This is a genomic window from Mesorhizobium sp. CNPSo 4688, assembly GCF_057784295.1.
Window position 1 is genome coordinate 14,496 of record NZ_JBWLUY010000015.1, and the last position, 14,339, is coordinate 28,834.

General features: G+C 61.4%; 10 protein-coding genes and 2 pseudogenes. 5 read left to right on the plus strand and 7 right to left on the minus strand.

Translation table 11 applies throughout. The annotated features are described in order from the left end of the window. Window positions 1–156: 156 nt before the first annotated feature. From AC04SH_RS25825 to AC04SH_RS25850, 6 genes are all read right to left on the minus strand, one after another. Window positions 157–5,259: a helicase-related protein gene (locus AC04SH_RS25825; RefSeq protein WP_488480636.1), complete on the minus strand. Its 5,103-nt coding sequence runs from the start codon at window positions 5,257–5,259 to the stop codon at window positions 157–159. Between the two features lie 82 nt (window positions 5,260–5,341). After that, window positions 5,342–5,740: a DUF3085 domain-containing protein gene (locus tag AC04SH_RS25830; RefSeq protein WP_488480637.1), complete on the minus strand. Its 399-nt coding sequence runs from the start codon at window positions 5,738–5,740 to the stop codon at window positions 5,342–5,344. A gap of 10 nt (window positions 5,741–5,750) precedes the next feature. Then, the gene (locus AC04SH_RS25835) at window positions 5,751–6,356 is read right to left on the minus strand and encodes a DUF1419 domain-containing protein (protein ID WP_488480638.1); all 606 of its coding nucleotides are present in this window, start codon (window positions 6,354–6,356) and stop codon (window positions 5,751–5,753) included. 324 nt (window positions 6,357–6,680) lie between these two features. Further along, entirely contained in the window at window positions 6,681–7,580 is a 900-nt protein-coding gene (locus AC04SH_RS25840; RefSeq protein ID WP_488480733.1) for a DUF3991 and toprim domain-containing protein, read from the minus strand. Between the two features lie 181 nt (window positions 7,581–7,761). After that, window positions 7,762–7,950: a hypothetical protein gene (locus AC04SH_RS25845; protein ID WP_488480639.1), complete on the minus strand. Its 189-nt coding sequence runs from the start codon at window positions 7,948–7,950 to the stop codon at window positions 7,762–7,764. 484 nt (window positions 7,951–8,434) lie between these two features. Further along, on the minus strand, window positions 8,435–9,070 hold the full coding sequence (locus AC04SH_RS25850; RefSeq protein ID WP_488577184.1) for a hypothetical protein: 636 nt from the start codon (window positions 9,068–9,070) through the stop codon (window positions 8,435–8,437). A gap of 350 nt (window positions 9,071–9,420) precedes the next feature. Between AC04SH_RS25850 and AC04SH_RS25855 the strand changes: the two are divergent. Further along, a pseudogene (locus AC04SH_RS25855) lies at window positions 9,421–9,528 on the plus strand (MucR family transcriptional regulator); the annotation flags it as partial. Between the two features lie 120 nt (window positions 9,529–9,648). On the opposite strand, the gene AC04SH_RS25860 reads toward AC04SH_RS25855, so the two are convergent. Continuing rightward, the gene (locus AC04SH_RS25860; RefSeq protein ID WP_488480734.1) at window positions 9,649–11,607 is read right to left on the minus strand and encodes a putative bifunctional diguanylate cyclase/phosphodiesterase; all 1,959 of its coding nucleotides are present in this window, start codon (window positions 11,605–11,607) and stop codon (window positions 9,649–9,651) included. 382 nt (window positions 11,608–11,989) lie between these two features. Between AC04SH_RS25860 and AC04SH_RS25865 the strand changes: the two are divergent. The 4 genes and pseudogenes from AC04SH_RS25865 to queE all read left to right on the plus strand — a co-directional run. Further along, window positions 11,990–12,109: pseudogene (locus tag AC04SH_RS25865) on the plus strand (phasin); the annotation flags it as partial. A gap of 342 nt (window positions 12,110–12,451) precedes the next feature. After that, window positions 12,452–13,150, plus strand: coding sequence for a 7-cyano-7-deazaguanine synthase QueC (queC, locus tag AC04SH_RS25870; protein WP_488480735.1), 699 nt, complete (start codon window positions 12,452–12,454; stop codon window positions 13,148–13,150). Beyond that, on the plus strand, window positions 13,150–13,506 hold the full coding sequence (queD, locus tag AC04SH_RS25875; RefSeq protein ID WP_488480641.1) for a 6-carboxytetrahydropterin synthase QueD: 357 nt from the start codon (window positions 13,150–13,152) through the stop codon (window positions 13,504–13,506). The genes queC and queD overlap by 1 nt, the downstream gene beginning before the upstream one ends. Then, complete coding sequence (queE, locus tag AC04SH_RS25880; protein WP_488480736.1) at window positions 13,503–14,240, plus strand: 7-carboxy-7-deazaguanine synthase QueE; 738 nt, start codon at window positions 13,503–13,505, stop codon at window positions 14,238–14,240. The genes queD and queE overlap by 4 nt, the downstream gene beginning before the upstream one ends. Window positions 14,241–14,339 lie beyond the last annotated feature (99 nt).

Genomic DNA, 14,339 nt, shown 5'->3' on the forward strand with positions numbered 1-14,339 from the left:
CGTCATGTGGTCTGGCTGGTCGGAGCCGAGAATTACAGAAGCGTGGCATCAACATGGGTAAGCAGTTCGGGGCGCCTCCTGCATCGCCTGCACCCGAGCGGCCTTTACCTTTGCCGCCAGTCATGGCTGACAATGATCGGCCCTGTATCGAACTTGCTATGCGGCTGAACGCGGATCCTGGCCATCAATCGAAGCCGCAAGATCGGTCTCGATGTCCGCAAGCTGCCGGCGCTTCTCAGCCAGTTCACCCGAGAATGCGAACTCGCCGCCCTGACGCGAGCGATAGGAGGTGAGCCGGCGCTCGGCATCCTCAAGACGCTGGCGGTATTGTACCTGCTCGCCCTCGAAGCCAGCCAAGGCATGCTCGAGCCGGGCGACGGCGCCAAGCGGCGTGGTGGTCACCGGCATCTCGATTTCATGATCGGCGCCGGTGCGCATCAGCATGCTGGCATAGCGGTAGCCGTCCTTGCCGAAGCGCTCGCCGGAATATCTGAAATCAAACCCGCCGATAAAGGCGATGGTGGTTTGGCCTTCTTGCCTGTTCTGCACGAGGGTCAGGATTTCCTTCATCAAAGCGCGACCGGCGAGTTTGCGCTGCGTGAACGCGTCGCCACGGACCACCATGCTGAACCCATCGCCGGTCGTCGGCACGAGGCGCGCGATATCCTTGCCAACCTCGCCGATGCGGCTGGTCGCGTATTCGATATCGCGCTCGGCATCGCGGATCTGCCGCCGAACGGCGTGCTCATCATCAATGTGGGCCGCGCGAAGGCGCTCCAAGCGGGCAATGTCTGCCTCCAGACCTGCCTTTTGCATCAGACGCGGATCGCCCGAGGCGATCGCTTTGGCAAACGCGAACTGGCTGGCCTGCCCCTCACCGATATCCTCCAGCCGCCGAATGGACGTGTCTCCAGAAAGGGCTGCCGCGATGAACCGGGCCTTGCGCTCGTTGTTCTGCCACATCTGGGCGTCCATCGATCCTTCCGTGGCGTAGGCGAAGATGTCGATGACATCGTGCTGATTGCCCTGCCGCAGGATACGACCTTCACGCTGCTCGATCTGGGAGGGAAGCCACGGCACATCAAGATGATGCAGCGCCTTGAGGCGGAGCTGCGCGTTGACGCCGGTGCCCATCGTGTCGGAGGAGCCGATCAGGAACCGGATTTTTCCGGCCCGCACATCACCGAACAGGCGCTGCTTGGCCTCCGCCTTCTTGAAATCCTGCATGAAGGCAATTTCCGATGCCGGAACGCCCCTGCGCACCAACTCGTCGCGAATCCAGCGATAAGCCGAAAAGCCTCTGGTTTTCTCGACGCTGATCGTGCCGAGATCGGAGAAGATCATCTGCGCTGCGCCCGCGAGTTCGAACGGCTTGCCGTCGGCGCGGAGATAGGTGCTTTGCGCCGTTTCTTGCCAGATACGGAAGGCATTGCCGATCAGGTCGTTGAGCTTGTTGTCCGGCTCATTGTCATTGTCCGGATCGACCAGGCGCAGGTCGATAGCAGCGTGCCGGCCATCGGTGATAATCGAGAGCAGGATGTCGTCACCAGGCTCCGCCGGGCGGTCACGTTCCTCGATGGCCTTGATGCGGGCGTCGAGCACCATCTGGTAGCGCTTGAAGGCCGCGGACGGCTTGGCGGTGATGATCTGACGCGCTCCGGTCGAAAGCGCCGGCACCTTCACATATTCGCGAAGGTCTTGCGGCATCACCACATCCGCGAAGGAGCGGAACATTGCGATCAGCTCCGGCACGTTGACGAAGGTGGCGAAGCGGGTCACCGGCTTGTATTTGCCGGATGGCTGCAATTCGAGTTCAGTCGTGACGTCGCCGAAGGTCGAAGCCCAGGCGTCGAACTCGTGCAGGCCGCGCTGAAGCAGCGCCTGGTAACCGAGATAGCGCTGCACCGAGAACATCTCGCCAAGCGTGTTGGTGATCGGTGTGCCGGAGGCCAGCACCAGCGCCCGGCCTGGATTCTTCGTCTCCACGAACCGGGATTTGACATAAAGGTCCCAGGCCCGCTGCGAGCCGTTCGGATCGACGCCCTTGAGCGTCGACATGTTGGTGGCGAAGCTGAGCTTCCTGAACTCCTGGGCTTCATCGACGATGATCTGGTCGACGCCGATCTCGGAGATGGTGAGCAGGTCGTCCTTGCGGGTCGCCAGCGCCTCCAGCCGTTCCTTCAGCCCCTCCTTGAGCCGCTCGAGACGCTTGCGCGAGACGCGGTCGTCGCCCTCGACCTTGGTCAGCAGCGTCTCGTAGAGTTCCAGTTCGTCGTGGATCATCTGTTGCTCGAATGCCGACGGCACCCCGATGAAGCGGAAGGCGCTGTGCGTGATGATGATCGCGTCCCAAGCGGCGGTCGCCGCACGCGACAGGAAGCGATGTCGCTTGGCTAAAGAAAAATTCGTCTCATCGGCGACGAGGATGCGGGCGGTCGGGTAGAGCGCCAGAAATTCGCGGGCCATCTGTGCAAGGCAATGGCCGGGAACGACCAACATGGCCTTGGCGATCAGGCCAAGCCGGCGCTGCTCCATGACGCCCGCGGCAATCGTCATGGTCTTGCCGGCGCCGACGGCGTGGGCGAGGTAGGTCGAGCCGGCCGACACGATGCGCCAGATCCCGCGCTTCTGGTGCCGATAAAGAGAAAAGGCGCCGGAGGCGCCTGGAAGTTGCAGGTGATCGCCGTTGAATCTTCGGGGCGCGATGTTGTTGAAGCGGTCATTATAGACCCGTGCCAGCCGGTCGGTCCGGTCGGGATCGGACCAGACCCAGTTCTGGAAAGCGGTCTTGATCTTCTGCAGCTTTTCCTTGGCGGCTTCCGTGTCCACGACATTGAGCACGCGCTTTTCAGCCTGGCCCTCCTTCACCGTATCGAAGATCTGCGGCACCCGGCTGTTCAGCGCGTCGGCCAGGAGCTCGCCGGCATGACGGCGATCGGTGCCCCATTCGGACGTGCCGGCCGCCATCCATCCCAATTGCCGCGCTTCAACCGTCCACGATGCCAGCTCCGGCATATGATGGATCCTGATCTCGGCGCCCATCGTCTGCGTGACGAAGGCGGCAACATCGGCGGCGGGAATCCATGGTGCGCCAAGACGCGCGGTAATGTCGGAAGGGCGAAGATCGGCCGGCTGAACCTCGACCAAGGCACCGACATTGCGTTCGAAGACGGGGTCGAGGGCGGCGGCGGCTTGTGCGGCCTTGAGCTTGTCGCGGACCTGGCCGGAGAGATAGGCGTCGGCCGCTTGCCAGGAACCGGTCTCAGGATCGCGGTAGATGGCGGCGCCGAGTTCGGCGATGACTGCTTCGGCATCGGCGTGCAGCAGCTCGGCGATGTGATCGATATCAACATGGCCGCGTTCGTTGAGCACGACGGCAAGCGCATCGGCGGCACTTGTGATGATGGGTGCTGCTGGCGGCGCGATGACGCGCTCGGTGAAAATCGGACCCGGCCGGGCGGTATTGGTCTCAAGATCGTAGTCTTCGATGGAAGCCACCAGCCAGCAATCGGGATCGTCAAGGAAGGGCTGGAGGTTCGGCCGGCGATGCACTTCGCGGACCTCGCCGGTCTCGGTGTCCTCGCTGGTGGAAACGACGGTCGTGTTGATGGGGCCGAAGGCGCGCACAAAATTCGACCAGGCGATGCGCAGCCTGACCTGGGCCGGCTTCCAGGGCCGGTCGAACTCCTGCGCCTTCAGGACTTCACGCACGGCATCACGGATGGGGATCAATTTGCGGATGATCCGCGCGTTCTTTTCGGGCACGCCTTCGCCCGCCCGGGCGTTGCGCACGGTGATGGTGACGGCAGCGCCATCGATCATCTGCGCCAGGGCGGCATTTTTCGCGACGAAGAAACTGCCCTCGCGCACGCCGTCGCCTTGCGGCCGGGCATCGACGGCATCGGCGCTGTCCTCGGCGTCATGAGCAATCTCATGATCAATCTTGGCCGGCTCGCCGTTGTAAATGGCTTCCGGAAGGAGGGAGATCGCTGCGGTGAGTGCTCGCTCCAGATCGACGCCGGGATGGGGCAGGCAGGAATAGGCCTCGCCGTAAGGCCCCGAGATCGTGGCATGCGTGCCGAGCACGAAATCAGGGTGGCGCGCGAACCAGCGGTTTACGCGGATCGCGCCCTCATCCGCGGTCGCGGCCCGAACTTCTTCGGTGTCGAGCCATGACAGGTCGCCCTCTGGCTCGCCGATCCTGCGCTTGCGGAAGAACAGGATGTCGACCACGACATCCGTGCCGGCGTCAGCCCGGAAACTGCCCTGAGGCAAGCGGATGGCGGCGATCAGGTCCGTCGACTTCGCGATATGCTCGCGGGCGGTCGTGTCCGCCTTATCAAGCGTGCCGCAGCTGGTGACGAAGGCGGCGAATGCCGCCGGCTTCAACAGGTCGACGGAGCGCGCGATAAAATAGTCATGCAGCCGCAATGCCATCGACCGATACGCCCGATCGGAGCGCACCCTTCGATCCGAAAACGGCGGATTGCCGATCGCAAGATCGAAATGTGACGGCAGGTCGGTGCGGGCGAAATCGCCGGCTATGATCCGCGCTTGCGGCTGTAACAGCCGCGCGATACGCGCGGTGACGGGATCGAGCTCGATCCCGGTGACTTGGGAGACGCCGCGCAGGGACTGCGGCATCAGCGCCGGAAACAGGCCTGTTCCAACACCAGGTTCAAGAACCCGACCGCCGCGCCACCCGAGACGCTGGAGGCCTGACCAGATCGCCCGAATGATGAACTCAGGCGTGAAATGGGCATACTGGGTGCAGCGCGCGAGCGAGGCATAGTCGATCTCACCGACGGCATCTTCCAGGTCCGAGCCGATGTCGTCCCATCCCTTACGGAATCCGAGCTCGCCGGGACGGCGGAAGACACCATTGGCAAGGTCAGACGCGCCAAAGCCGGTGAACCGGATCAACCGCTCCTGCTCCTCCCGCGTGGCAGGACGCGCGTCGGCCTCGATCTCGGCGGCGAGCCTGATCGAAGCGATGTTGTCCCGGGCTCGATCCTTCCAGCCACGTGCCAGCCCGCGGTCGCCGGCAAGATGAAAGTTCAGTCCATGAGCCCGCCCAGGTTTCGACGTCGGTTGCATGGCTGCAACCGCCGGCGTGACCGGCGAAGGCGTGGAAGAATCGGGATCATCTTCATCGCCCGGCCCGAAGTCAGCCGCGAAGGCCGTGACGCCAAGGCCAAGTCCGGAAGAAATGGCCGTGCTGCCGAACAGGTCGATGGTAAAGGGGTCGTCATGAGCCATGGAAATCTCCTTGGATTTGAGGCGAGCACGATCACGCGGACGGCGTTCACGTCCGCTGAAAGAGCTGGCAGGTTTGCTGGGGTTAGCGGGCGATCAGCGAGAGCGAGACTTCGGTCTCGGTGAGTTCCACGCGCAGGTGCGTGCAGCGCAGGTTGCGATCGAACAGCGGGATCAGTTGCTCGGCGTCGATGAATTCGATGCCGTCGTCACCGCCGAAATGGCGCTGCTTGTAGTGAAACCAGTCGGGGTTGCCGATCGGGTGGCATTCTTCGGAATAGCAAATGAGTGCCTTCTGGCCTTCGGCGAGCTTGCCGTTCGAAAGCACATACACGCCCTCGTCACCAACCAGCCATAGGCCGGGGATCTCGCCCTGGCCGGGCTTGAGGCCATAATAGGGATTGCGAAAACCGCCGTTGTTGGCGGCATCGGTTTTTCCGCGCTCGACGACCTTGCGAACTGCAAGAATGGGAAAAGTGAACATCGCTTCCCCCTCACGCGGCAACGGCGGCGGGAAGGTGGCGCAGATGCACCGGCAGCTTCGCCGCGATCTCATCATCGGTGAGCTCGTCGAGCAACTTCGGCATGGCGCCCTGCCGGCCGCCATAGCAGAGCACCGTGCGCTTGCCGCGATGCTCCGGCAGCCAGCGGTCCCCGGCATAGCCGCGATACTCGTCGTGCGTGGCGCTCCAGATATGCTCCAGCCGCTCTTCGCGCGTCATCGCCTTCACCGGCCAGGACTCGCGCTCGACGATGGCATCGCGCATTTCGGCAGGCGACCGCGAGACATTCAGGTCGCAATAGGCATGGAAGTAACGCATTTTGCCGTCGATGCGCAGCGTGTAGAAGACGCTGGTGATGCTGTCGGTAAGGAACTCGCGCAGCGCGAACATCTCGCCACGCATCCACAGCGGTGGCAGGATCTCCAGCATGTAGTCGTGCTCGCCGCGGCCTAGTTCAAACCACTCCCCGCTATAAAGAGATCCGGCATCGCCGTGATCCCGGTTTGGGCGCTGCGCATGGCGATCGAACATGCGAAACATCTGCCGGCGGTCGGCGATGCCCTGATAGACTTTACGATTGGGAAAAAGGGGGTTCATTTGCGGGCTCCTTCACAGCCTCGTCGGGCCTGAGCGCGCAGCACCCTCGTGGATGCCCATCATCTTCAGCCCTTCATGACCCCTCCCCTGCGGCCGCCTCTCCGTCCGGGCGGGTCAAGGGCCGGCGCAGCCGGGCGAAGCTTCACCCTTGCACGCGACCGGCGGGCATGCGGCAGCCGGGTGTCCTTTCCTTTTCTCCCTTCTTGCCCTCCCCAACTTGGGCGGTGCGAACCGGCTGTCATGGCAACGTGTGCACCCTTTCGAGCCGACATGACTATGGCCGGCGATCTTCAATCCTGCACCGCGGTTGAGTGATCGGCGCCGTCATGCGGATGCCGCGTCCTGCAGCATCGCGTTCCAGTCTTCGGCGCGCGGCTTCAGCCGCTCAAAGTCACAGGCGAGCTCGCCGGCAAGCTCACGCAGCCTCGACACGAATGCCTCGCCCTGCGGGTTGGCGTCGGTGGCCGCTACAAGGCGCGTGTTCGGCCTCCCCGCCAACTGGCGAAGCGCTTTGTCCGTCGCCGGGGACCAGCCACCGCCGGTGCTGGCATACAGCGTGTCGCGCCGGATCCGTTCGAGCGCGGCCAGACTCATGGCATCGATCGCAGCTTCGCTGACGCAGACCCGGGTGGCTGTCACCGACCCCAACCGGAACAACACCTTGCCGCCTCCGGCCGCAAAGCCACGCCATTGCGGCCCGCGCTCCTCCCAGCCGGTGACGAGACCGGCCGCGTCGCTGTGGGCGGCCCACATGCTGCCGCGCGGGCCTTCCCTCAGAACGTTCTGAGCGATCGCAGTCGCGATGACCTGTTCGGGAATGCGCCGCTCGTCGCGCAGATAGCGCCAGGTCGCCGAGCCGCGCCACGGCTTGCGTCGGGCCGCCCATCGCTTCGGAACCGCCTGGTCGGGTCCGGTCTTCCAAGACTGTCGTTTCCATGCCGGCTCGCTCGGCACGAACCCCGCAAGCGAGGCTACCTCGAAGAGGGCTTCCAGGAAATTGCCGCCGTCCAGATGCTGCACCAGCGAATAGACATCGCCCTTTCGATCCGACAACGGGTCGAACCATCCCTTGCCGTCATGGATGACGATGATGATATCGTCGCCACGACGGTATTTGACCGCTTTGCGCGTGCTTTCCTTGGAGTCGACCGTGAAGCCGCCGCTCTCCAGCACCGCGGCACAGCCGACCCGGCCGCGCAGCGCTTCTATATCCGTCTTTTCCATTTTTCTCTCCCGGCAGCCTTCCGGCCGGCCTTTCTTCAAGTCAATTTCTTCCGCACAATTGGCGGAACACCTCGCAACCGCCGCGAAGAGCAAAGGGCGCAAGGGCGCGGCTTTTGCCGCGGCGCAGCCTCCCTTGCGGCCTGCCGCTCGCAAGCGGCACGCCGCGGCCGGGGGGACCGGTTCAATGAACCGGCCGCCCTCCTGTGTATGGGCAGTATTCGGCGATCGCGTCGACTTCGTCGCCGTCGAGGTCGTCAGCAGGAAGAACGCCGTATTCGTTGTCATCGACCCTGAACAGGATGACCGGTGTCATCAGGGTGCGAGCGAGGTTCCAGGCGTGGCTCTGAGCGAGGCTGAGTTCGTGCGACATGTGTTTGGCTCCCGTATTCGCGGGGACCATTCCCCGCTCGACAGGCGCCCGTCGGGTCCAGCCGGGACCGCGATCATCGCGATGGCGAAGCCGTGAGCGACGGCACGCTCGCGTAGTCCGACCCCGCAGCGGGTTGATCGGCAAGGTCCGGGCTGGAACAAGGGAGTTAAGCCGAAAGAGCGGGAAATGGGCCCTGCACAGGAGCTACGTCACTCGCCACGAACCCTCGCGGATTGATGCCTTCGGCACTCGCGGCTGACTTATGCTGGCTTCGTCAACGGCCAGGCGAAAAACCGTTCTTCCTTTGCCGACGATGCCGCCACGATGGTGGCGTCCGCACAAGGAACCCCATCCGGGCAACACCATGGCCGATGAGAGGCAACGTCGAGCCTGATCTGGCTGACCGCCGATAGCGTTGTCGCCTGGGTTTTGCGGTAAAGGAGCTGCAGATGCTGCGTATCGAGGTCCCTGTATGCTGATCAAATCACGACCCGCTCGGCAGCTGTCCCTTGAGGCGAGCGCCGGCGAGCGCGTAGGCTATCTCGTCCTCGGTCCAGCCGGATTCCGCTGCGCGGTGAACCAACTGCTGGAGGACCGGTTCCAAGGCGAGCTGGCATTGAAGGTCGCGGTCCGGATGGTCACCCGGGCAGCTTGGTTCCACGATCGCTATGCTTGATCGCTTCATTGCAGGCCATGGGCTTTCGCCCTTTTCTTTTAGCCACACGAGGCGTGTCAGCTCGCGCGTTGTCCGTGCGCGGCCCGGCAACCGCTTCATCTTGTCAACCAGACGCTCCAGCGATCCCGCGCGTTCCAACTCCTTGAAGAAATGTTGAAGCGTGCTGGGACCTAGCTGGCTCGTCCGGGCCAGGTTCCACACATAGGGATAGTCAACCATGAAATCGGATCGAGGCGAGGTCTTGTTCGGTTCAGCCTTGGTCAGGATGCCGCCGCCCACGAACCGATCGGCCCTCTCGATGATTTGGCGCAGCCTCGTTGTGGATAAGCCATGTTCCTGCGCCAGGTCGGCGAAGCGCTTGCCCTTCAGAAAGCCTTCGACCAGAGCGACGTTCCTATCGCCGGTGGGGCTAAACCCCCAACAGGCGCGCAGTTTTTCCAGCATCATCGCGTTCGTAATCCGGTGGTTCGCGCCCCTGCAAACCCTAACTGTCCAAATCGGCGCTTGGAGGGCCCAAAGAGCCACGTCATGGCCCGGTGCGTACGTTGCTGCGAAAACCACCAACTGACAGGATAATCAGGGAACTCCTTTTCTGACCTTGCGGGCGACGGCGGCCATGTGAACAAGAAACATTCCGGCGATACCATAATCGTTGTCGACCGCCGACCGGATGCGCCTAAGTCACCGTTGAAGCGCTAAAGCCAATTCTGACTCGGTCACGTGACCGCCACGGCGAGCCGCCCAACTTGTGCACGACGCCGGGAGGGGCAGCCCTATAGCGGACGAAAATCGTCAAATGGAGTCTGCCAGCAGATTACCCTATGGTTGCGTCGAATGGCGGCGCTGCGCGCTTGGCGTTGGCCCGGAGCATGGGGCTCGGGCGCAAACCGAAAAAGCCGAAACGCCGTCGCCGACGAAGCGGATCCAGCGAGGAGGTTGGGCGGCGTCCGTTGCCTCACCTCGTCTCGGTTGGCACACGAGAAAAAACCAGACCATCGCCGGGAAAATGCCAGCCCTGTCATTCATGTATTTAGCTGCTGACCAAACGGCTTCGCAGCAATGCAAAGAATGTCGTCAATCAGGACAGGTTTCCCGATTAAATAGCCTTGAGCTTCGTCACATCTGACGCGGCGAAGATATTCGAGCTGTTCGGGAGTTTCGACGCCTTCGGCCGTTACCTCAATTCGAAGCTCGTGCGCCAATTCGATCAGTGATCTCACAATCGCGGCGCAGTCCGCATCGGTAAGCATATCCTGGACAAAAGATCGGTCGATCTTGAGCCGCGAAAGAGGCAATTTGCGAAGATACGTCAGCGATGAAAAGCCAGTGCCGAAATCGTCAAGGGCAACTGTGACGGATAGAAATCTCAACGATTGCAACAATGAAATAGCGTCTTCAAAATCGGAAATCAGCACCGATTCTGTAATCTCGACCTCCAGTCTTCGCGGCTCCAAACCAGCTTCAGCCAAGGCAATCACAATTCCATCCAGCAAGCCCTTGTCCTTAAGCTGCACTGCCGACAAATTGACGGACACCCGCAAGTCGCGCGGCCATTGTGCCGCGGCCAAGCAAGCCGTCTTGGCCGCCCAAATTCCGATGCCGTGAATCAATCCGGTTTCTTCAGCGATAGGAATGAACTCCGACGGAGGGATCGCGCCGAGGGTCGGATGCTGCCACCGCAGCAGCGCTTCAAAACCTCGGATGCGATCGCTCCCGAGGTCGAGAAAAGGTTGAAATGCGAGCCAAAGCTGGTCGTTGGCGAGCGCAGATGCCAGATCGCGTTCAAGGGCATGGCGCCTTGCAGCAGCTTCATCGTCGTTTGCGCTGAAAAACTGGATGGAGCTCGCCCCGCGCGTCTTGGCCCTGTGTAGCGCGGTGTCGACGCATCGCAGGAGCTGGTGGGCATCCAAACCGTCAGTAGGCGCCAGAGCGATGCCGATAGAGGCCCTGCAATATATTTCGCGCCCTTCGATCAAGAAGGGGGCCCGCATGGCATCTATGATCTGTTTGGCCAAGGACCTGATTTGATCTGGCCTGATATCGCGCGCAGCGATTATTGCGAATTCGCCACCCTCCAACCTGGCAATGCCATCGCTCTCCCGTGTCGATTTGCGAAGTCTCGCAGCCGCTTCGACCAAAACGGCATCCGCCATTGCCCGGCCAAAGTGATCATTCACCTCGTCAAAATTGCTAAGATCGAACAAAAGCAACGCAAAGTGCTGGTTAAACTGCTTTGCGTCTACCAACGCGTTCCCGAGCCGCTCATTGAAGCTGAACCGGTTTGGGAGACTGGTTAGAACATCCATGCGAATGGCATTTTCGCTTTCGGCTTGCAGAATGAAGCTTTGGGTAAATTCGGATGCGTGAGCAAGCACTGCACGAAACAGCGTGATGGCGTAACTCACTAACAGGATTGCGACGGGCAGATTGACGGCGCCATCCAGCCACACAATCGCGACCGCCGAACCGACGAAGATCGGCAGTGTATACGCGATGGCCGCAATAGGAATCGTGTAAAAGGAAGCGGCACCGCCTGCGATCATCCCGGCGCTCAGACAGGTAATGACGACTTGGGCGGCACTTGTTGCCCCGCTGAAGAACAGAATGGGAAGTGCTCCCCACCAAGTGCCGAACAGGAAGGCGTTCCGCACCAGGTTTTGCGTTGTGCGGCGAGACACTGATCTAGGTTTGACCGATAGAAACGATGATCTCGCTCTTAGGCCGACGAAACCAGCGGCGACGATGATCACACTCGCCCAGAGGATGGCTTTCGTTTGGTCGGGCGAGCCCCAAACCGCCATAACGAGTGTGGCCGCATTGAGTATATTCGCAACCATGCCAAGAAGCGTGTTGCGAAGCACGATACTGACCTGCTCCGCCCTGATGCGGCCGGCAAGTGGTTCGATCGTCGAGGGCCCGCCAAAAGCCCGCAGGTCGCCGGCCAGAAGGTCCCCGAGCCTTGCGGCAGACAGACGCTGCATCACTCTTTCACTCCCCCGCTCTAGAGTAGTCGCTGCGTGTTGATCCCCTACCGAACAATTAGGTGAAAGTAAATTTCAACCACAAAATTTGGCAACCCAGATCGAGCGCCCGCCGGACCTTTCGCGCCGACCCGTAATGCCGCGTTGCCGCGATTTCGTAGATGAAGAGGCGGCTTTGCTTTGCGGTCGCCACTGGCAAAAGGATGAAACAGTGTCCAAGATCTCCGGAAAGACTGAAACGCTCAAAAACCGTCGAATCCTCTGCCTTAGACCCGTCCAGGCTGTCGAGCAAGTTCGCGCTGTCGCCAACCAGAGCCTTGAGCAGTCGAAGGAAGTATTTTCCAAATTGAGTTCGGACGCCGAAACGACTCAAAAGGCTTTCATGTCGACCATTGAACTAGCCAAGACCGCCAGCAACGACATGCTTCTGAAGATGATTGCCGCTCTGCAAGCCAATGCCGAAGCCAGCTTCACGCACCTCGAGGCCCTGGTCGCCGTGAAGTCGCCGTCCGAGTTCTTCGAACTGCAGGCTGCTTTCGTGCGCAAACAGATCGAGTCAAGCCGTTCAAGGATGCCTTTGAGAAGGGGTTCAAGGAACGCAAGGCCGCCTGATTGCTTAGGCGACCCGAGACCCAAGGTCAGCCCCTCATCTACGGCCACATTAGACAAGACCGACACCTCGCGCCGGGCTTCTTCCATCTGTGCCCGACCGCGTCGCATTGACGTCGGCCTCGTGCGCCTCAATCGCGTTCCACCCCATTCACAAAACCGGCTTCGTGGAGTACTGGGAGCGCAGAGAAATCTCCGGTCGCAGCCTTACCCGGTCAAAACAAGGACTCAAACCATGAATGCCCTCGTCATCTGCTCCGGCGGATTGGACTCTGTTTCGCTCGCGCACAAGGTGGCGACCGAGCAGAAACTCATTGGCCTGCTTTCGTTCGATTACGGCCAGAGACACAAAAAGGAACTCGGCTTTGCCTCCATCTGCGCCAAACGGCTGGGTGTTCCGCACCAGATCGTCGATATCCGCGATGTCGGCCGGAGCCTGAGCGGCTCGGCACTGACTGATGATGTGGACGTGCCCGACGGGCACTATGCCGAAGACTCCATGAGGATCACGGTGGTGCCGAACAGGAATGCCATCATGTTGGCTATCGCCTTCGGTGTTGCCGCAGCACAGAAGGCCGATGCGGTGGCCACTGCCGTCCATGGCGGAGATCATTTCATCTATCCCGATTGCCGGCCCGCTTTTATCGACGCGTTTCAGACGATGCAGAACCATGCGCTCGCAGGCTATGCCGATATCCGCCTTTACGCTCCGTATGTGAATATGTCGAAGGCCGACATTGTCAGCGAGGGGGCAAAGTACCAAACACCGTTCGAGGCGACTTGGTCCTGCTACAAGGGCGGCGAACGTCATTGTGGTCGCTGCGGGACATGCGTCGAACGGCGCGAAGCATTCGATCTGGCCGGCATTGCCGACCCGACAGACTATGAGGACGCGGACTTCTGGCTCCACGCTGTCCAGACCAGGAGCGCGTGATGTTCCGCATTACCAAAGAGTTCCACTTCTCGGCCTCGCATCAGCTCACCTCCTTGCCACACGATCATCAGTGCGCGCGTCTACACGGCCACAACTACATCGTCGTAGTAGAGCTTTCAGGTGGCGAACTGGACGAACATGGCTTTGTGCGGGACTACCAAGACCTGGCTTCGCTCAAGCACTACATCGATGGGACGTTCGACCATCGCCATCTTAACGACGTGCTGGGGCATGACCGTGTCACGGCGGAGTGTCTGGCCAGGCACTTCTACGACTGGTGCAAGGTGCGGCTACCACAAACCTCCGCCGTGCGGGTAAGCGAGACGCCGAAAACCTGGGCGGAATACCGGCCATGACTTGCCCCTTGCATCCCGAAATCCGCGTGAGCGAGATTTTTGGGCCGACCATTCAGGGCGAAGGCATGCTGATCGGCTTGCCGACGGTGTTCGTAAGAACCGGCGGGTGCGATTATCGCTGTTCCTGGTGCGACAGCCTGCATGCGGTGGACAGTCGCTTCCGCCACGATTGGGAGATGATGTCTCCCGACGCGGTTTGGGAAAAGGTCATAGCGCTTTCCGGCGGTCAGCCCGTGATGGTATCGCTGTCGGGCGGCAATCCGGCTATCCAGCCGCTTGGCCCGCTGATCGACCGCGGGCATGGCGAGGGCTACCGTTTTGCATTGGAAACCCAAGGTTCGGTGCCGAAGCAATGGTTCGCTAATCTCGACGTGCTGGTGCTCAGCCCCAAGCCGCCCTCAAGTGAAATGACGACAGATTGGGCCGCGTTCGACGCCTGCGTCGAGGCGGCGCTGGACAAGCCGCAGATGGCGCTCAAGCTCGTCGTCTTCGATGACGATGACTATGCCTACGCGAAGGACGCGGCGGCGCGCTACCCGCAATTGCCCGTCTATCTACAGCCCGGCAATCACACGCCGCCGCCTCCCGGTCACGAAGACGCGCTCATCGACATGGCTGGTGTGATGAAACGCATGGAATGGCTGGTCGAAAAGGTAACCCGCGACAGGTGGTTCGAGGCGCGTGTACTGCCGCAGCTTCATGTTCTGTTGTGGGGAAACAAACGGGGCGTCTAGTCCACGCGGAGGGATTGCCGATGACGGGCAGCAACGCCGTTTCAGAAAGCCCCGAAAATGCCGTGCTGAAAAAGGGTTTCGAATCCGGGTGATGGCTCG

Coding starts and splice junctions, on each gene's coding strand:
- AC04SH_RS25825 (WP_488480636.1), bottom strand. CDS start 5,259: ATGGCTCATGACGACCCCTTTACCATCGACCTGTTCGGCAGCACGGCC.
- AC04SH_RS25830 (WP_488480637.1), bottom strand. CDS start 5,740: ATGTTCACTTTTCCCATTCTTGCAGTTCGCAAGGTCGTCGAGCGCGGA.
- AC04SH_RS25835 (WP_488480638.1), bottom strand. CDS start 6,356: ATGAACCCCCTTTTTCCCAATCGTAAAGTCTATCAGGGCATCGCCGAC.
- AC04SH_RS25840 (WP_488480733.1), bottom strand. CDS start 7,580: ATGGAAAAGACGGATATAGAAGCGCTGCGCGGCCGGGTCGGCTGTGCC.
- AC04SH_RS25845 (WP_488480639.1), bottom strand. CDS start 7,950: ATGTCGCACGAACTCAGCCTCGCTCAGAGCCACGCCTGGAACCTCGCT.
- AC04SH_RS25850 (WP_488577184.1), bottom strand. CDS start 9,070: ATGCTGGAAAAACTGCGCGCCTGTTGGGGGTTTAGCCCCACCGGCGAT.
- AC04SH_RS25860 (WP_488480734.1), bottom strand. CDS start 11,607: ATGCAGCGTCTGTCTGCCGCAAGGCTCGGGGACCTTCTGGCCGGCGAC.
- queC (WP_488480735.1), top strand. CDS start 12,452: ATGAATGCCCTCGTCATCTGCTCCGGCGGATTGGACTCTGTTTCGCTC.
- queD (WP_488480641.1), top strand. CDS start 13,150: ATGTTCCGCATTACCAAAGAGTTCCACTTCTCGGCCTCGCATCAGCTC.
- queE (WP_488480736.1), top strand. CDS start 13,503: ATGACTTGCCCCTTGCATCCCGAAATCCGCGTGAGCGAGATTTTTGGG.